This is a genomic window from Kribbella sp., from assembly GCF_035655035.1.
Taxonomy (GTDB): Bacteria; Actinomycetota; Actinomycetes; order Propionibacteriales; family Kribbellaceae; genus Kribbella.
Window position 1 is genome coordinate 1 of sequence record NZ_DASRVN010000595.1, and the last position, 13,641, is coordinate 13,641.

A 13,641-nucleotide genomic window follows, 5' to 3' on the forward strand; every position below is an offset into this window, starting at 1 on the left:
CCCCGGTCCACTTCGACGGCTTCGGGGGTGTGCAGGCGGACCATGCTGCGGGCGGTGCCGGGCGGGATGCGGCCGGGGGTGAGCTTGGAGACGACGATCACGGTGAGGAACGCGAGCGGCATCGTCCACGCGGCCGGCTGGCCGACGAGCGCGTGCGGCCAGCCGCTCTGCGGTCCGCCGGACACGTTCACCAGGGCGGCGGCACTGGCCGCGATCCCGCCGACGACCAGCCCGGCCGCGGCGCCGGTCGTGGACATCCGCCGCCACCAGATCCCGAGCACCAGCAACGGGCAGAACGTCGACGCCGCGAGCGCGAACGCCAGCCCGACGGTGTCCGCCAGACTCAGCGCGCCGGTGACCGTGAACGCCAGGTACGGAACGATCATCGCGATCAGCGCCGCGATCCGGAAGCTGTTCACCGCGACGTAGTCGCCGCCGCTCCAGCGGTGCAGCCGGCTCCGCAACAGGTCCTGGTCGATCACCCCGGCGATCGCGACGGTCAGCCCGGACGACGTCGACAGGAACGCCGCGAACGCACCGGCCGCGACCAACGCACCGAGCAGATCCCCTGCGGTACCAGGGAAAACCCGTCCGGGCAGCTCGAGTACGACGGTGTCCCCGCCGGTGCTCACCAGGTCCGGCGCGAACGTCCGCCCGAGTACGGCGTACATCGGGGGGAAGAGGTAGAACAGGCCGAGCAACGCCAGGACGACCACCGTCGTACGTCGGGCCGCGCGGCCATCGGGGTTGGTGTAGAAGCGGACCAGGACGTGCGGCAGTCCCATCGTCCCGAAACAAAGGGCCAGGAGCAACGAGTACGTCGCGTACAGCGGGTGGTCGCGCCCGCCCGCGCGGGACAGCGGCTGGGCCCACGAGGAAGCGGCGCCGTGCAGGGAATCGAGGACGCCGGTCGGCTGGTGCCAAAGGAGCAGGATCACGAAGATCGGCGCGGCGAGCGCGGTCAGCTTGAGCCAGTACTGGAAGGCCTGGACGAACGTGATCGACCGCATCCCACCGGCGGCGACGTTGATCACGACGATCACCGTGACGACCGCGGCCCCCACCTGTGGTGGTGCACCGGTCACGGTCTGGACGGCCAGACCCGCCCCCTGCAGTTGGGGCAGGAGGTAGAGCGTCCCGATACCGACCACGAGCCCGGCGCAGATGCGACGTACGGCGGCGGACTCGAAGCGGGTCTCGGCGAAGTCCGGCAACGTGTACGCGCCGGACCTGCGGAGCGGGGCGGCGACCAGGACCAGCAGCATCAGGTAGCCGACGGTGTAGCCGACCGAGAACCACAGCATGTCGGCGCCGTTCACCAGTACGAGTCCTGCGACGCCTAGGAACGACGCAGCGGATAGGTACTCGCCGCTAATCGCAGACGCGTTCCAGCGTGGTGAGACCGCACGGCTGGCGACGTAGAAGTCACTGGTGGTCCGTGAGATCCGTAGACCGAACAAGCCGATGCTGATCGTGGCCACGACCACCAGCCCGATCGCGGCCACGCTGAGCGCGGGAGACATCTACTGCCGTCCTACGAACTCGGTGAACTCTGCTTCGATCCGCTCGGCGTTGCGGACGTAGACGCGCGCGGCTGTGTACACCACGGGGTACACAAGGATGCCGAGGATCACCCAGGGGAGTGGCAGACCCAGCACGGACAGAGTGCGCGTAGGAGGGACCAGCCAGAACAGCAACGGGATGCTGCCGAGGACCAGCAGTACGCCGCCGATGACGGCCAGCGTCAGCCGCAGCTGTGACTGGATCAGCGACTGCATGTAGACCTGGCCGAGCCTTGTCTGCTCGTCGATCTCTCTGGTGCCTGTCGGGGTCAGTGGGCGGCGGGCTGCACTTGCTCGTGGGCTGGTGACGCGGACCCGTCGTGGTCCTTCCGGTGTGGTCATCGAGAGCGGACCAGGAGGTCGCGGAGCTCGCGGGTGTGCCGTCGGCTCACCGGGAGCCAGTCGTCACCGACCCGGACCGCACAGCGGCCGCCGTCCACCCGCATCTCGTCTACATGCTGCAGAGCGACCAGGGTGCTCCTGTGGATCCGGGTGAAGCCCGCGTCGCGCCAGCGCTCTTCCAGCGTGCTCAATGGGATCCGCACGAGGTGGGAGTTCTGGCCGGTGTGCAGGCGGGCGTAGTCGCCCTGGGCCTCGACGTACCGGACTGTGGAGCGCTGGACGAACCGGGTGATGCCGGCCAGCTCTACCGGGATCACCTCGTCGTCCGTCTCGTCAGGGGTCTGCAGGGCGGCCGGAGCGCCCTGCGTGACCACACGGCGTACCGCCTCCGCCAGCCGCTCTTGCCGGACCGGCTTCATCACGTAGTCGGTGGCCTCCAGGTCGAACGCCGCGACCGCGTGCTCGTCGTAAGCCGTCACGAACACGATCTGCGGCCGGCTGGCGAACTTGGACAGCACCCGCGCCAGGTCGATGCCGTCCAGACCGGGCATCTTGATGTCGCAGAACACCACGTCCAGGTCGGTCGCCTGCAGGATCTTCAACGCGTCCGGCCCGTTCGAGGCGGTCCGGATCTCGCCGATCCGGGGGTCCTGCCCGAGCAGGTACACCAGCTCGGCCAGCGCAGGCTCCTCGTCGTCCGCCACCAGCGCGCGCAGAGGAGTCTCGGCCATACGCGAACAGTAGCGGCCGGATTCGGCTCTACGACAGCATGTGGGGCGCGTGGCCGGCCTGATGGTCCCAGCGCAGCCGGCTCGCGCCGAAGCCCGCGGCGTGTACGCCGTCGTGGCCGCGCGGGCGCCGGCAGTAGTAGTACGGCGAGTACAGGTCCTTGCAGGAATCGTCGTGGCTCGTGTACGCGAACTCGAGGTCGAGCCGGCTGTCACTGGTCATGCAGCACCATTCCCGGAAGGACTCGCCCCGGCGGGAACGGGACGTGGCCCGCTCCCGCCGGGGCGTGCCGGTCTACTTGATCAGTCCGTGCGGATCGAGCACGTACTTGCGGGCCGCGCCGTGGTCGAACTCGGCGTACCCCGTGGGTGCCTCGTCCAGCGAGATGACGGTCGCGTTCACGTTCTTCGCGATCTGCGTCCGGTCGTGCAGGATCGCCTGCATCAGCTGGCGGTTGTACCGCATCACCGGGCACTGCCCGGTGGTGAACGCCAGCGACTTCGCCCAGCCGAGGCCGAGCCTGATCGACAGCGAACCGGTCTTCGCGGCCTCGTCACCGGCCCCGGGGTCACCGGTCACGTAGAGCCCCGGGATGCCGACCGCACCACCGGCCCGGGTGACGTCCATGACCGTGTTCAGCACGGTCGCCGGCCGCTCCGCCTGGGCGTCGCTGCCGTGGCCGTGGGCCTCGAAACCGACCGCGTCGATCGCGCAGTCCACCTCGGGTTCGCCGAGGATGTGCTCGATCTGGTCCTTCGGATCGCCCTGCGACACGTCGATCGTCTCGCAGCCGAAACTGCGGGCCTGGTCGAGTCGCTCCTTCTGCAGATCGGCGACGATGACGACCGCCGCGCCGAGCAGGAACGCGGCGGTGGCCGCCGCCAGACCGACCGGGCCGGCACCCGCGACGTACACCGTGGACCCGGTGCCGACGCCGGCCGTGACCGCGCCGTGGTAACCGGTCGGGAAGATGTCCGCCAGCATGGCCAGGTCGCGGATCTTCTCCAGCGCCTGCGCCTTGTCCGGGAACCGCAGCAGGTTCCAGTCGGCGTACGGCACCAGCGCGTACTCCGCCTGGCCGCCAACCCAGCCGCCCATGTCGACGTACCCGTACGCCGATCCCGGCCGGTCCGGATTCACGTTCAGGCAGACCCCGGTCTTGCCTTCCTTGCAGTTGACGCACCGCCCGCAGGCGATGTTGAAGGGTACCGACACCAGGTCGCCGACCTTGATGAACTCGACGTCCCGGCCGACCTCCACCACCTCACCGGTGATCTCGTGGCCGAGTGCGAGCCCCGGCGGCGCCGTCGTCCGGCCGCGGACCATGTGCTGGTCGCTGCCGCAGATGTTGGTCGCCACCACCTTCAGGATCGCGCCGTGCGGAATCTGCCGGCCGACGTTCGCGGGGTTGACCCCCGGTCCGTCCTTGAGTTCCAAGGCCGGGTAGTCGATGGTCTCGACCGCCACGGAGCCTGGTCCCTTGTAGATGACTGCCCTGTTCCCTGGCACGAGCGATGCTCCTCTCCAGGTTTCTCCACCCGCGGGACGGGTCGAGACGTACGCTGTCGCGGGCCGCGATCGCCATGGAAGAGAAGAGGCGATCCGGTCGTCGCCTGCCCCGGTCGAAGCCTCGGGGGATGCAGCCGACGCTAGTCCGTGGCACCGGAACCGTCAACGAAACAAGAGCTTCCTACGGCGAGGCGTGCACGCCCGAGGAGTACTTCGGGATCCTGAAAGTCACCTTGGTGCCGGCGTCCACCGCGGTCTCGACGATCAGGCCGTACGTGTCGCCGTACACCTGGCGCAACCGGGCGTCGACGTTGCCGAGGCCGACGGAGTCGCCGCTGGAGACGCCGGACAGGGCCGCCCGGATCACCTCCGGGTCGCTGCCGGCGCCGTCGTCCTCGACGCTGATCTCCGCCTCGTTGATCCGGTCCCGGGCGCGGATCGTGATGTTGCCGACCCCCGTCGTACCTTCCAGACCGTGCCGTACGGCGTTCTCCACCAGCGGCTGCACCACCAAGAACGGGATCACCACCGGCAGCACCTCAGGAGCGATCTGCAGCGACACCTTGAGCCGCTCACCGAAGCGGGCCTGTTCGAGCACCAGGTACCGCTCTACGTTGCGTAGCTCGTCCGCCAGCGTCGTGAACTCGCCTCCACGCCTTAACGCATACCTGGAGAAGTCAGCGAACTCCAGGAGGAGCTCACGCGCTCTCTCAGGGTCTGTGCGCACAAACGAGGCGATAGCCGCCAGGGCGTTGTAGATGAAGTGCGGGCTGATCTGAGCACGCAGCGCCCGCAGCTCGGCCTCCATCGCGCGTGTCCGTTCCTTGTTGAGCTCAGCGAGCTCCACCTGCCCCGAGACCCAGCGCGCGACCTCGTCTGTCGCTCTCACGAGCGCGGCTGACGTGTTGTTGCTGTACGCGACCAGCACCGCAACCACACGCTCCTCGGTGACGATCGGTGCGACCACCGCCGTACGGATCGGGCACTGTGGGTCGCCACAGGCCACGTCGTGTGCACCCAGTACGGCGGTACGCCCTGAGCGCAACGTCGGCGCGGACAGGTCCTTGGCGTCCCGGCGGTGGTTGCTCTCGTACGGGCCGCCGATGCCGTCCCACGCCAGTACGCCGGACGCGTCGCAGATCGCGATGGCCGCCGTACCCAGGAGGTCGCGAAGGTGGCGGCTGGCCTTACCGGCTGCGGCAGGTGTCAGGCCTTCGCGCAGGTGTGGACTGGCCAACGAGGCGGTATGCAGGGTCGCATACGTCGCCTTGTCGGCCGGGGTCCCGAAATGCTTCCGCCGGCGCGCGAACATGCCCTGACGGTAACCGCTCAGCCCTCCGCACGCGGCCTGAACGCCTCCAGCGCCTCCGTGTCGGAGTACGTGTGCAGCAGGTACTCCTCGACCCACTCGGTACGCCCTGGGTACGTCGACTCGCTGACGATCCGGTCTGCCGCCTTGACCGCGTCGATGGGCGTGTAGCGCAGTTGTACGCCGTTCTCGGACAAGAGCGCCCAAGTGGGACCAGGAGCGCCGTACGGCATCCCCACGCTGCCTGCGTTCACCACTTGCCGCCGGTCGACCTGCCGCGCGTACGGCATGTGCGTGTGCCCGCAGACAACGGTCCTGACCTCGTCCGGCAGTCCCGAGAACACCTGGGCCCACCGGGAGATCGGGCTGTCCACCAGCACCATCTCGATGTCGTCCCGAGGCGTGGCGTGGCAGAACAACACGTCCCCGATCGTCACGGTCAACGGCAGGCCTGCCAGCAGCTCCACCTGATCCGCCCGTACTTGCTCTGCCGCCCAAGGAGACACAGCGTCGGGCGGCTCCTCGTCGTACGTGCCCCGGGCCATCTCCACCAGCTCACGGTCCGCATTACCGCGCACCCACACCACGCGGTCGCCCAGGCCCGTCAACACGTCCAGCGTCTCCACAGGCATCGGCCCACTGGCAATATCCCCAGCCAGCACCACAAGATCGGCCCCCTGCACGTCCGGCTCGGCCAGCACGGCCTCCAGCGCAGGTAGCACCCCATGGACATCCGCAAGCACAGCAATCCGCTCCATGCCGCCAGTCTGCTGCCGAATGCACCACAGAAGCGCTGGATTCGCTCAGGGCAGATCAGCCGGCCAGTCCGAAGTACTTCGCCGTCAGGACCTGCGTGGCCCGTTCACAGGCACCGGTGTCGATGGCACACCGAACCACCGCGGCCTTGGTGGTAGGCGCCATCTGGCCGCCTGACACGATCGCCAGCAACAGGAGGTGGTTGTCGTCCTCGGCCACCGTCCCCTCGAAACAGCCGCTCCACTGCCGGAGTACGGCCGAGGTCCGCGCGTTCAACGCGGTGACGATGTTGCTGCAGCCCTTGCCGTACGTCGGGACGCCGATCGCGACCGCTCCGTCCGGGGTGAACCCGGTGATCGCGTAATCGCAGGTCCGGAACCGGTTCTTGGCGCCGGCGGTTTCGACGACCGTGCTGCACTGACCGCCCTCGGCCAGCGGACGCGACGCGACCAGCTGCCCGTCGGACGAGATCGCCGTCGGTGCCGACGGAATCTTCGGTACCCGGACGCCGGCCGAGTCGCCGGGGGTCCAGGTGTAGAGCCGCGTGATGCTCTCCGAGCCCTTGACCGACGCCTGGTAGTAGACCTTGCCGTTGGCGTACGCCAACGGACTGATGCTCCGGACGGCCGGGAGGTCCACGGACTCCACGGTCCCGCCCCGTTCCAGGTACAGCGTGCCGCCGTACGTCATCTCGTGGTTCACCAGCGGCGCCTCGGCCGCGTACACGGCCGCCGTGCCGTCCGGCGTGCCGACAACCTTGTAGATGCGCTTGGTGCGGCGGACGACCTGGCCGGCCGAGTCCAGCTTCAGCAGCTCGGCGTCGCCGTTGCCGGGCAGCGTGGCCGCCAACAGGCCGTCGTCCAGCCTTGCGACGTCCATGATCTGCGCGCTGCCCGGCACCTTCAGGGTCTGCCCGGCCCCGCCGCGTACCGACCGTTCGACGCGGTAGCTGTGCCGTGGATCGGCTCCTTGCGGCAGCTTGGCGACATCCAGTGCGAGCGGGCCGGTGGGCGTGGTCTTCGGTGCGGGGGACGCGGTCGCCTTCAAAGTCCCGACGAGTGGCGTCGCGTGCAGGGGAGAGTCGGCCCGAGGACCCTGCCGGTGCGCGGCGAGGCCGCCGGCAGCGACCGCGGCGGCTGTCGTGATCACCACCAGGGCGATCAGGCGGCCGACGGCGGGCCGCGTGGGCAGGGGTGTCACCTCAGGCGCCAATCTGCAGCTCGCCCTTCGCGGGAGGTGTGGCGAGCTCGCAGGCGCCGGTGGCGATGGTGCAGCGGACGATCGCGGCCGGGGTCCCTTCGCCGTTGTCGGCGAGCAGCAGGAGGTGCTGGTCGTCCTCCGGAACCGTCTGCCGGAAGACCCCGGCCCACTCGTGGATCAGGCCGCCGCTCTTGGCGTCCAGCGCGGCCGCGATGCCCTGGCCGTAGCCGTCCTCGTACTTCGGGCCGGCGATCACGGTGGCGGCGTCCGGGGTGAAGCCCGCGATGATGTAGTCGCAGGTGCGCCAGAGCCGCTTCCCGGCCGGCACGGTGAGCAGGCTGCTGCAGCTGTTCTGGCTCGCCTGCGTGGTGATCGAGCCGGCCGTTCCGGCGCTCGACACGGCCATCGCGGAGGGGATGGCCTTGAGCTCGGCGGCGTTCGAGCCACCGGGCGTCCACTCGTACAGCGTGGTGGTCCCGTTCTGTGTCGTCGACGCGTCGAAGTACACCTTGCCGTTCGCGTAGCCGCGCAGCATGGCGTTCCAGAGGCCGGGGACCTCGACCTTCTGGACGTTCTGGGTCTTGGCATCCTCGGAGTACACGGTCACGCCGCCGGCCGGTTCGCCCGTGGACTTCAGCTTGCTGCCCAGGTACGCCGCGGCCGTGCCGCCGTCGGTGGTGTAGATCTGGGTGACGTCGGGGGTGTGGCGGACGAGCTTGCCGTTGTCGTCGAAGGTCAGGAGCTCGTTGCCGGAGCCCTTCGTGACCACCGCGAGGGACGTGCTGCCGAGCCGGGCGACCTGCTGGATGTCCATGGTGCCGGGGATGGTCACGTCGTTGCCCGCGCCGCCGCGGATCGTGCGGCCGCTCAGGTACGTGACCTGCGGCGCCCGGCCCTGGGGGAGCTTCTTCAGGTCGATCTTGGTCGTCGGCCGGCTCGTGCTCGTGGGCGTGGCGGCGGTCTGCGACGGGGCCGCGGTCGGTTTCGGCGTACTGGCGGATGCCGTCGGGGTGCCGGCCGTCGTCGCCGCGGGGGTCGTCGCCGCGGGGGACGTCGACAGCGGGACCGCCGCCGAGGCGTCCGCGGTCCGCGGGCTCTGGCGATACGCGAGCGCTCCGCCGCCCGTCACGGCGGCCACGGCGACAGCTGCGACGAGGGCGGCCAGGTGGCCGTTCTGCACCCGCATTCGGCGATCTCCTTGCACGGTCATGGTCAGGTCACGGTCGGTACGGACCGTGCGGCGGACCACGGTCGGAGCGGGCCGTCAGCTCCCGCTACGGGGATTGTGACGCCCGGAAATGCCGCTTTGTTCACTCCCGCGAACGGGTCGCAGGTCGGATCGAGCATAATTGCGCCATGGACCAGCCTGACCGGATCGGCCGGTACTCCCTGGTCCGCCGGGTGGGTGCCGGAGGCTTCGCGACCGTCTGGCTGGCCCGGGACGAGCAGCTCGACGCCGAGGTGGCCGTCAAGATCCTCTCCGAGAACTGGGTGGAGGACGAGGACGTCCGGCGCCGCTTCCTGGCCGAGGGCCGGTTCCTGCGCCGGGTCGACTCGCTGTACGTGGTCGGCGTGCACGACATCGGCGAGGCCGCCGACGGCCGCCCGTTCATGGTGCTCACGTACGCCGACGGCGGCACGCTCGCGGACCGGATCAAGGCCGGCCCGCTCGAGTTCGGCGAGGCGGTCCGGGTCATCACCCAGGTCGGCCGCGGCCTCAAGCACCTGCACGCCCGCGGTGTCCTGCACCGGGACGTGAAGCCGGCCAACGTCCTGTTCCGCTCCGACCCGAACGGCGACCGCGCGATGCTGTCCGACCTCGGGCTGGGCAAGTCGCTGGCCGAGGTCTCCCGGATCACGCTGCCCGGCGGCACCCCCGCGTACGTCGCCCCCGAACAGGTGATGGGCGAGCGCCTCGACCACCGCGCCGACCTGTACTCGCTCGGCGCCGTCGCGTACGCCGCGTTCACCGGCCAGGCGCCGCACGGGGTCGCCACGCTCGGCGCGGTGATGCAGATCGAGAAGCCGCCGCCCTCGATGACCACCCTGCGCGCGGACATCCCGGACGCGATCGACGTCGTCGTACGGCGTGCTCTCGAGCCGGACCGGGATCAGCGCTGGCCGGACCTGGACAGCTTCCTCGACGCGCTGCGTGAGGCGCACAGCACCGGCAAGCTCCCGGCGCGGCTGGTGCCGGCCGCCGAGATGCCCGCGCCGACCGGGACGACCGCCCCGGTCGACCAGGCGACGGCCTTGTCCAACGCCAACGAGCGGACGGTCGCGGCGAAGCCGAAGCGCCGCCGGGCCGGGGTGATCACGGCCCTCGCCGCGGTGCTGCTGGCCGCGGGCGGTGGGTACGGCGGGTACGAGTACGTGCTGACCCGGCCGGTGAAGGTGACGGATCCGCCTTTCTCCGTGGAGGTTCCGCGGGCGTGGGGGCAGAAGGCGATCGACAACGGCTCGCAGTCGTTGCTGGTCAGCTCGGACACCCGCGCCTGGCAGAGCAACGCGAGCGTCGAGGGCGTCTTCGTCGGCCTGGTCCGGGCGAGTACGCTGCCGCGAACCGTCACTCCGCCCGACGGCTGCACCGTGAGCAGCGAGGACGTGCAGAGCAAGAGTGCGACCTTCCAGCTCACCTGCGGCGCCGGTCCGGCGGTCGTCGAGCAGTACCGGCAGCAGGGCGACGTACAGGTCCACGTCCAGGTCCGGGCGGGCGACCCGCAGACCCGGGCCGACGTACTGAACTCGGTGCAGTACAAGACGTCCTAGCCGGCGTCGGGAGCGCACGCCGTACGGTTGTCGCATGACCGATCTGTCAGCGGCGATCGACCGCGTTCTGCCCAGTGTCCGTGCCGACCTCGAGGACCTCATCCGGATCCCGTCGGTCAGTTACGAACCGGCCCGTGCGGCCGACGTCCAGCGGTCCGCCGAGGCGACCGCGGCGTTGTTCGAGGCCGAGGGGTTCACGGTCAAGATCGTCCGCGCCGGCGACGGTGCGCCGGCGGTGATCGCGAAGAAGGCGGCCCCGGCCGGGAAGCCGACCGTACTGCTCTACGCCCACCACGACGTGCAGCCGACCGGTCCGGTCGAGCAGTGGACCTCCGAGCCGTTCGAGCCGACCGAGCGCGACGACCGGCTGTACGGGCGTGGCGCCGCCGACGACAAGGCCGGGATCGCCGCGCATCTGGCCGCCGTACGGGCCTTCGGCAACGATCTGCCGGTGGGCGTGACCGTGTTCGTCGAGGGCGAGGAGGAGATCGGCTCGCCGACCCTGCTGCAGCTGCTCGACGAGTACGCCGACGAGCTCGCCGCGGACGCGATCGTGATCGCCGACTCCGGCAACTGGGAGGTCGGTACGCCGGCGCTGACCGTCTCGCTGCGCGGGCTGGTCGAGTCGTACGTCGAGGTTCGAACGCTTGATCACGCCGTCCACTCCGGGCTCTTCGGCGGCCCGATCCCGGACGCGCTGTCCGCGCTGTGCCGGCTGCTGGCCACGCTGCACGACGACAAGGGAGACGTCGCGGTCGACGGGCTGCACGCGTCCCGGGCCGCGGACGTCGTCTACCCGGAGGACCGGTTGCGGGCCGAGTCGTCCGTACTCGACTCCGTCCGGCTGACCGGTTCGGGTTCGCTCGTCGACCGGCTGTGGACGCGGCCCGCGGTCGCCGTGGTCGGCATCGACGCGCCGTCGGTGGCGGAGGCGAGCAACACGCTGGTACCGGTCGCACGGGCCAAGGTCAGCCTGCGGGTCGCACCCGGCGACGACGCGGTCAAGGCGAGTGCCGCGTTGCGTGACCACCTGGAGAACCACGCGCCGTGGGGTGCACAGGTCACCGTGACCGAGGGGCAGACCGGCCAGCCGTGCAGCGTGAACGCCCGCGGCGCCGGGTACGAAGCGGCGCGTTCGGCCTTCCAGGAGGCCTGGGGCGTGGAGCCGGTGGACATGGGCATGGGCGGCTCGATCCCGTTCATCGCGGAGTTCCAGCAGGCCTTCCCGGCGGCCACCGTCCTGGTCACCGGCGTCGAGGATCCGGACACCCGCGCCCACGGCATCGACGAGGGCCTGCACCTCGCCGAATTCCGCAAGGTCTGCCTCGCCGAGGCCCTGTTGTTGCAGAACCTCGCAAACCAAGCGTGACCGGGCTTTCCGGCGACCCAGTGTTTGGCATAGGTTTCGGCGAGTGAAGATCGCAGTCGTACGGGAGACCAGGCCGGCCGAGCGCCGGGTCGCGCTGGTGCCGGAACAAGTCGCGAAACTGATCGAGCTCGGCTACGAGGTCGCGGTCGAGCCGGCCGCCGGTGAACGCGCCCTGTTCTCCGACGACCAGTACCGCGAGGCAGGAGCCGAGGTTGCCTGGGGCGCCGATCATGCCGCCACCGTCGTCGCCTCCGTACAGCCGCTGGAACGCGAACGCCTGCAGCGGCTGCACGCCGGTACGGCGCTGATGTCGTTCCTGCCGACGAACCCGCCGGATGTGGTCCGCACCGCAACGCGGGCCAAGCTGACGGCGTTCGCGATGGAGCTGATCCCGCGGATCTCCCGGGCCCAGTCCATGGACGCGCTGTCCTCGCAGGCACTGGTCGCCGGGTACCGGGCCGCGATCGTCGCCGCCGAACGGCTGCCGCGGTTCTTCCCGCTGAACATGACCGCGGCCGGCACCGTCCCGCCGGCCCAGGTCCTGGTCCTCGGCGCGGGCGTCGCCGGCCTGCAGGCGATCGCCACCTGCAAGCGCCTCGGCGCGGTGGTGAAGGCGTACGACGTCCGGACCGCCGCCGCCGAGGAGATCGCATCGATGGGCGCGGTACCGGTCGAGCTCGAGCTGGGGACGCTCGACGGCGCCGGCGGGTACGCCCGCGAGATGACCCCGGAACGCGCGCAGCTCCAGCGCGAACTGCTCACGCCGTACGTCGCCGCCGCCGACGCGCTGATCACCACCGCCGCGGTACCGGGCCGGACCGCGCCGCTGCTGGTCACGCGTTCGATGGTCGAGCAGATGAAGCCGGGATCGGTCGTCGTCGACCTCGCCTCGGAGCAGGGCGGCAACGTCGAGGGCTCGGTCGCCGGTACCGAACTGGCGATCGGCGACGCACTGGTCTGGGGCGGCGCGAACGTACCGTCGCAGATGGCCGGCCCGGCGTCCCGGCTGTACGGCCAGAACATCGCGAACCTGATCCGGCTGATGACCCGGAACGCCGCCTTCGACCCGGACTTCGACGACGAGATCGTCCGCGGCTGCTGCGTGACCCACGACGGCGCCGTACTGCACGAGCCGACCCGTGCCCTCCTGGAAGGACCCCAGGCATGAGTGAATCGATTGCGCTGCTGACGATCTTCGTCCTCGCGGCCTTCGTCGGCGTGGAGGTGATCAGCAAGGTCTCCTCCACGTTGCACACCCCGCTGATGTCCGGAGCGAACGCCATCCACGGCGTCATTCTGGTCGGCGCCATCATCGTCACCGGCGCCACCGACTCGACGATCGTGATGATCGTCGGGCTGCTGGCCGTCGTACTGGCGACGGTGAACATGGTCGGTGGCTTCGTGGTCACCGACCGGATGCTGGAGATGTTCAAAGGTCCGGGGGCTCGCAAGAAGGAGCTGCACAAGTGATCCCCACCTGGGCCCAGATCGGCTATCTGGTCTCCGCGGTCTGCTTCATCGTCGCGCTGAAGGCACTGTCGTCGCCGCGCAGCGCGCGGACCGGCAACCTGATCGGCGCCGGCGGTGCCGTGCTCGCGGTGCTGATCACGTTCGCCGCCTACAAGCCGAACCACCTGGCACCGATCCTGATCGCGCTGATCATCGGCACCATCGGTGGTGTGATCGGCTCGCGGCGCGTGCAGATGACGCAGATGCCGCAGCTCGTTGCCCTGTTCAACGGTGTCGGCGGCGGCGCGGCCGCGCTGGTGGCGCTGCTCGAGCTCGGTGAGGTCCGCTCCGGCGCGACCGTGGCGGCGATCGCCACCGCGTTCACGATCCTGGTCGGGGCGATCAGCTTCGCCGGCTCGGTGGTCACGTTCGCCAAGCTGCAGGAGCTGATGACGACCCGGCCGGTGACGTTCCCCGGGCTGCCGGTGCTGTTCGTCGCGTCGCTGATCGGCGGCGTCGCGCTCGGCGTCTGGCTGGTGTCGGACCCGCGCGTGTGGGTCGGCGTACTGCTCTGCCTGGTCGGTCTCGCGATCGGCGTGATGCTGGTGCTGCCGGTCGGCGGTGCCGACGTACCGATCGTCATCTCG

Annotated in this window: 14 protein-coding genes; 5 read left to right on the top strand and 9 right to left on the bottom strand. The window is 70.1% G+C overall.

Features of this window, described 5'->3' with window-relative positions:
* From VFF46_RS31550 to VFF46_RS31590, 9 genes are all read right to left on the bottom strand, one after another.
* A partial coding sequence (locus VFF46_RS31550) for a cation acetate symporter (RefSeq protein WP_325040889.1) occupies positions 1–1,523 on the bottom strand: 1,523 nt, incomplete at its 3' end.
* Positions 1,524–1,904, bottom strand: a complete 381-nt coding sequence (locus tag VFF46_RS31555) for a hypothetical protein (RefSeq protein WP_325040890.1) — start codon at positions 1,902–1,904, stop codon at positions 1,524–1,526.
* Positions 1,901–2,635, bottom strand: coding sequence for a LytTR family DNA-binding domain-containing protein (locus VFF46_RS31560; RefSeq protein WP_325040891.1), 735 nt, complete (start codon positions 2,633–2,635; stop codon positions 1,901–1,903). Before VFF46_RS31560 ends, VFF46_RS31555 begins: the two co-directional genes overlap by 4 nt.
* 28 nt (positions 2,636–2,663) lie before the next feature.
* Positions 2,664–2,855, bottom strand: coding sequence for a hypothetical protein (locus tag VFF46_RS31565; RefSeq protein WP_325040892.1), 192 nt, complete (start codon positions 2,853–2,855; stop codon positions 2,664–2,666).
* 72 nt (positions 2,856–2,927) lie between these two features.
* Positions 2,928–4,142, bottom strand: a complete 1,215-nt coding sequence (fdhA, locus tag VFF46_RS31570) for a formaldehyde dehydrogenase, glutathione-independent (protein WP_325040893.1) — start codon at positions 4,140–4,142, stop codon at positions 2,928–2,930.
* 181 nt (positions 4,143–4,323) lie between these two features.
* Positions 4,324–5,454 carry a sensor histidine kinase gene (locus VFF46_RS31575; protein ID WP_325040894.1) on the bottom strand — a complete coding sequence of 377 codons (1,131 nt, stop codon included), beginning with the start codon at positions 5,452–5,454 and terminating at the stop codon, positions 4,324–4,326.
* 17 nt (positions 5,455–5,471) lie between these two features.
* Complete coding sequence (locus VFF46_RS31580; protein WP_325040895.1) at positions 5,472–6,209, bottom strand: metallophosphoesterase family protein; 738 nt, start codon at positions 6,207–6,209, stop codon at positions 5,472–5,474.
* 55 nt (positions 6,210–6,264) lie between these two features.
* On the bottom strand, positions 6,265–7,407 hold the full coding sequence (locus VFF46_RS31585) for a hypothetical protein (RefSeq protein ID WP_325040896.1): 1,143 nt from the start codon (positions 7,405–7,407) through the stop codon (positions 6,265–6,267).
* A gap of 1 nt (position 7,408) precedes the next feature.
* The gene (locus tag VFF46_RS31590) at positions 7,409–8,593 is read right to left on the bottom strand and encodes a hypothetical protein (RefSeq protein WP_325040897.1); all 1,185 of its coding nucleotides are present in this window, start codon (positions 8,591–8,593) and stop codon (positions 7,409–7,411) included.
* Positions 8,594–8,763: 170 nt separating this feature from the next.
* Here VFF46_RS31590 and VFF46_RS31595 point away from each other — a divergent pair, with 170 nt between their 5' ends.
* From VFF46_RS31595 to VFF46_RS31615, 5 genes are all read left to right on the top strand, one after another.
* Complete coding sequence (locus VFF46_RS31595) at positions 8,764–10,176, top strand: serine/threonine-protein kinase (RefSeq protein WP_325040898.1); 1,413 nt, start codon at positions 8,764–8,766, stop codon at positions 10,174–10,176.
* Positions 10,177–10,210: 34 nt separating this feature from the next.
* Positions 10,211–11,545, top strand: coding sequence for a dipeptidase (locus VFF46_RS31600; RefSeq protein WP_325040899.1), 1,335 nt, complete (start codon positions 10,211–10,213; stop codon positions 11,543–11,545).
* A 43-nt stretch (positions 11,546–11,588) separates the two neighbouring features.
* Entirely contained in the window at positions 11,589–12,713 is a 1,125-nt protein-coding gene (locus VFF46_RS31605; protein WP_325040900.1) for an NAD(P) transhydrogenase subunit alpha, read from the top strand.
* Positions 12,710–13,015, top strand: a complete 306-nt coding sequence (locus tag VFF46_RS31610; RefSeq protein ID WP_134121741.1) for an NAD(P) transhydrogenase subunit alpha — start codon at positions 12,710–12,712, stop codon at positions 13,013–13,015. The genes VFF46_RS31605 and VFF46_RS31610 overlap by 4 nt, the downstream gene beginning before the upstream one ends.
* Positions 13,012–13,641, top strand: a 630-nt coding sequence (locus VFF46_RS31615; protein WP_325040901.1) for an NAD(P)(+) transhydrogenase (Re/Si-specific) subunit beta, incomplete at its 3' end; no start/stop codon positions are given. The genes VFF46_RS31610 and VFF46_RS31615, both read left to right, overlap by 4 nt.

What these genes read in the sequence shown, in the direction of transcription:
- VFF46_RS31565 (WP_325040892.1), bottom strand. Translation starts at nt 2,855, where the DNA reads ATGACCAGTGACAGCCGGCTCGACCTCGAGTTCGCGTACACGAGCCAC.
- VFF46_RS31610 (WP_134121741.1), top strand. Translation starts at nt 12,710, where the DNA reads ATGAGTGAATCGATTGCGCTGCTGACGATCTTCGTCCTCGCGGCCTTC.
- VFF46_RS31600 (WP_325040899.1), top strand. Translation starts at nt 10,211, where the DNA reads ATGACCGATCTGTCAGCGGCGATCGACCGCGTTCTGCCCAGTGTCCGT.
- VFF46_RS31580 (WP_325040895.1), bottom strand. Translation starts at nt 6,209, where the DNA reads ATGGAGCGGATTGCTGTGCTTGCGGATGTCCATGGGGTGCTACCTGCG.
- VFF46_RS31575 (WP_325040894.1), bottom strand. Translation starts at nt 5,454, where the DNA reads ATGTTCGCGCGCCGGCGGAAGCATTTCGGGACCCCGGCCGACAAGGCG.
- VFF46_RS31590 (WP_325040897.1), bottom strand. Translation starts at nt 8,593, where the DNA reads ATGCGGGTGCAGAACGGCCACCTGGCCGCCCTCGTCGCAGCTGTCGCC.
- VFF46_RS31555 (WP_325040890.1), bottom strand. Translation starts at nt 1,904, where the DNA reads ATGACCACACCGGAAGGACCACGACGGGTCCGCGTCACCAGCCCACGA.
- VFF46_RS31560 (WP_325040891.1), bottom strand. Translation starts at nt 2,635, where the DNA reads ATGGCCGAGACTCCTCTGCGCGCGCTGGTGGCGGACGACGAGGAGCCT.
- VFF46_RS31595 (WP_325040898.1), top strand. Translation starts at nt 8,764, where the DNA reads ATGGACCAGCCTGACCGGATCGGCCGGTACTCCCTGGTCCGCCGGGTG.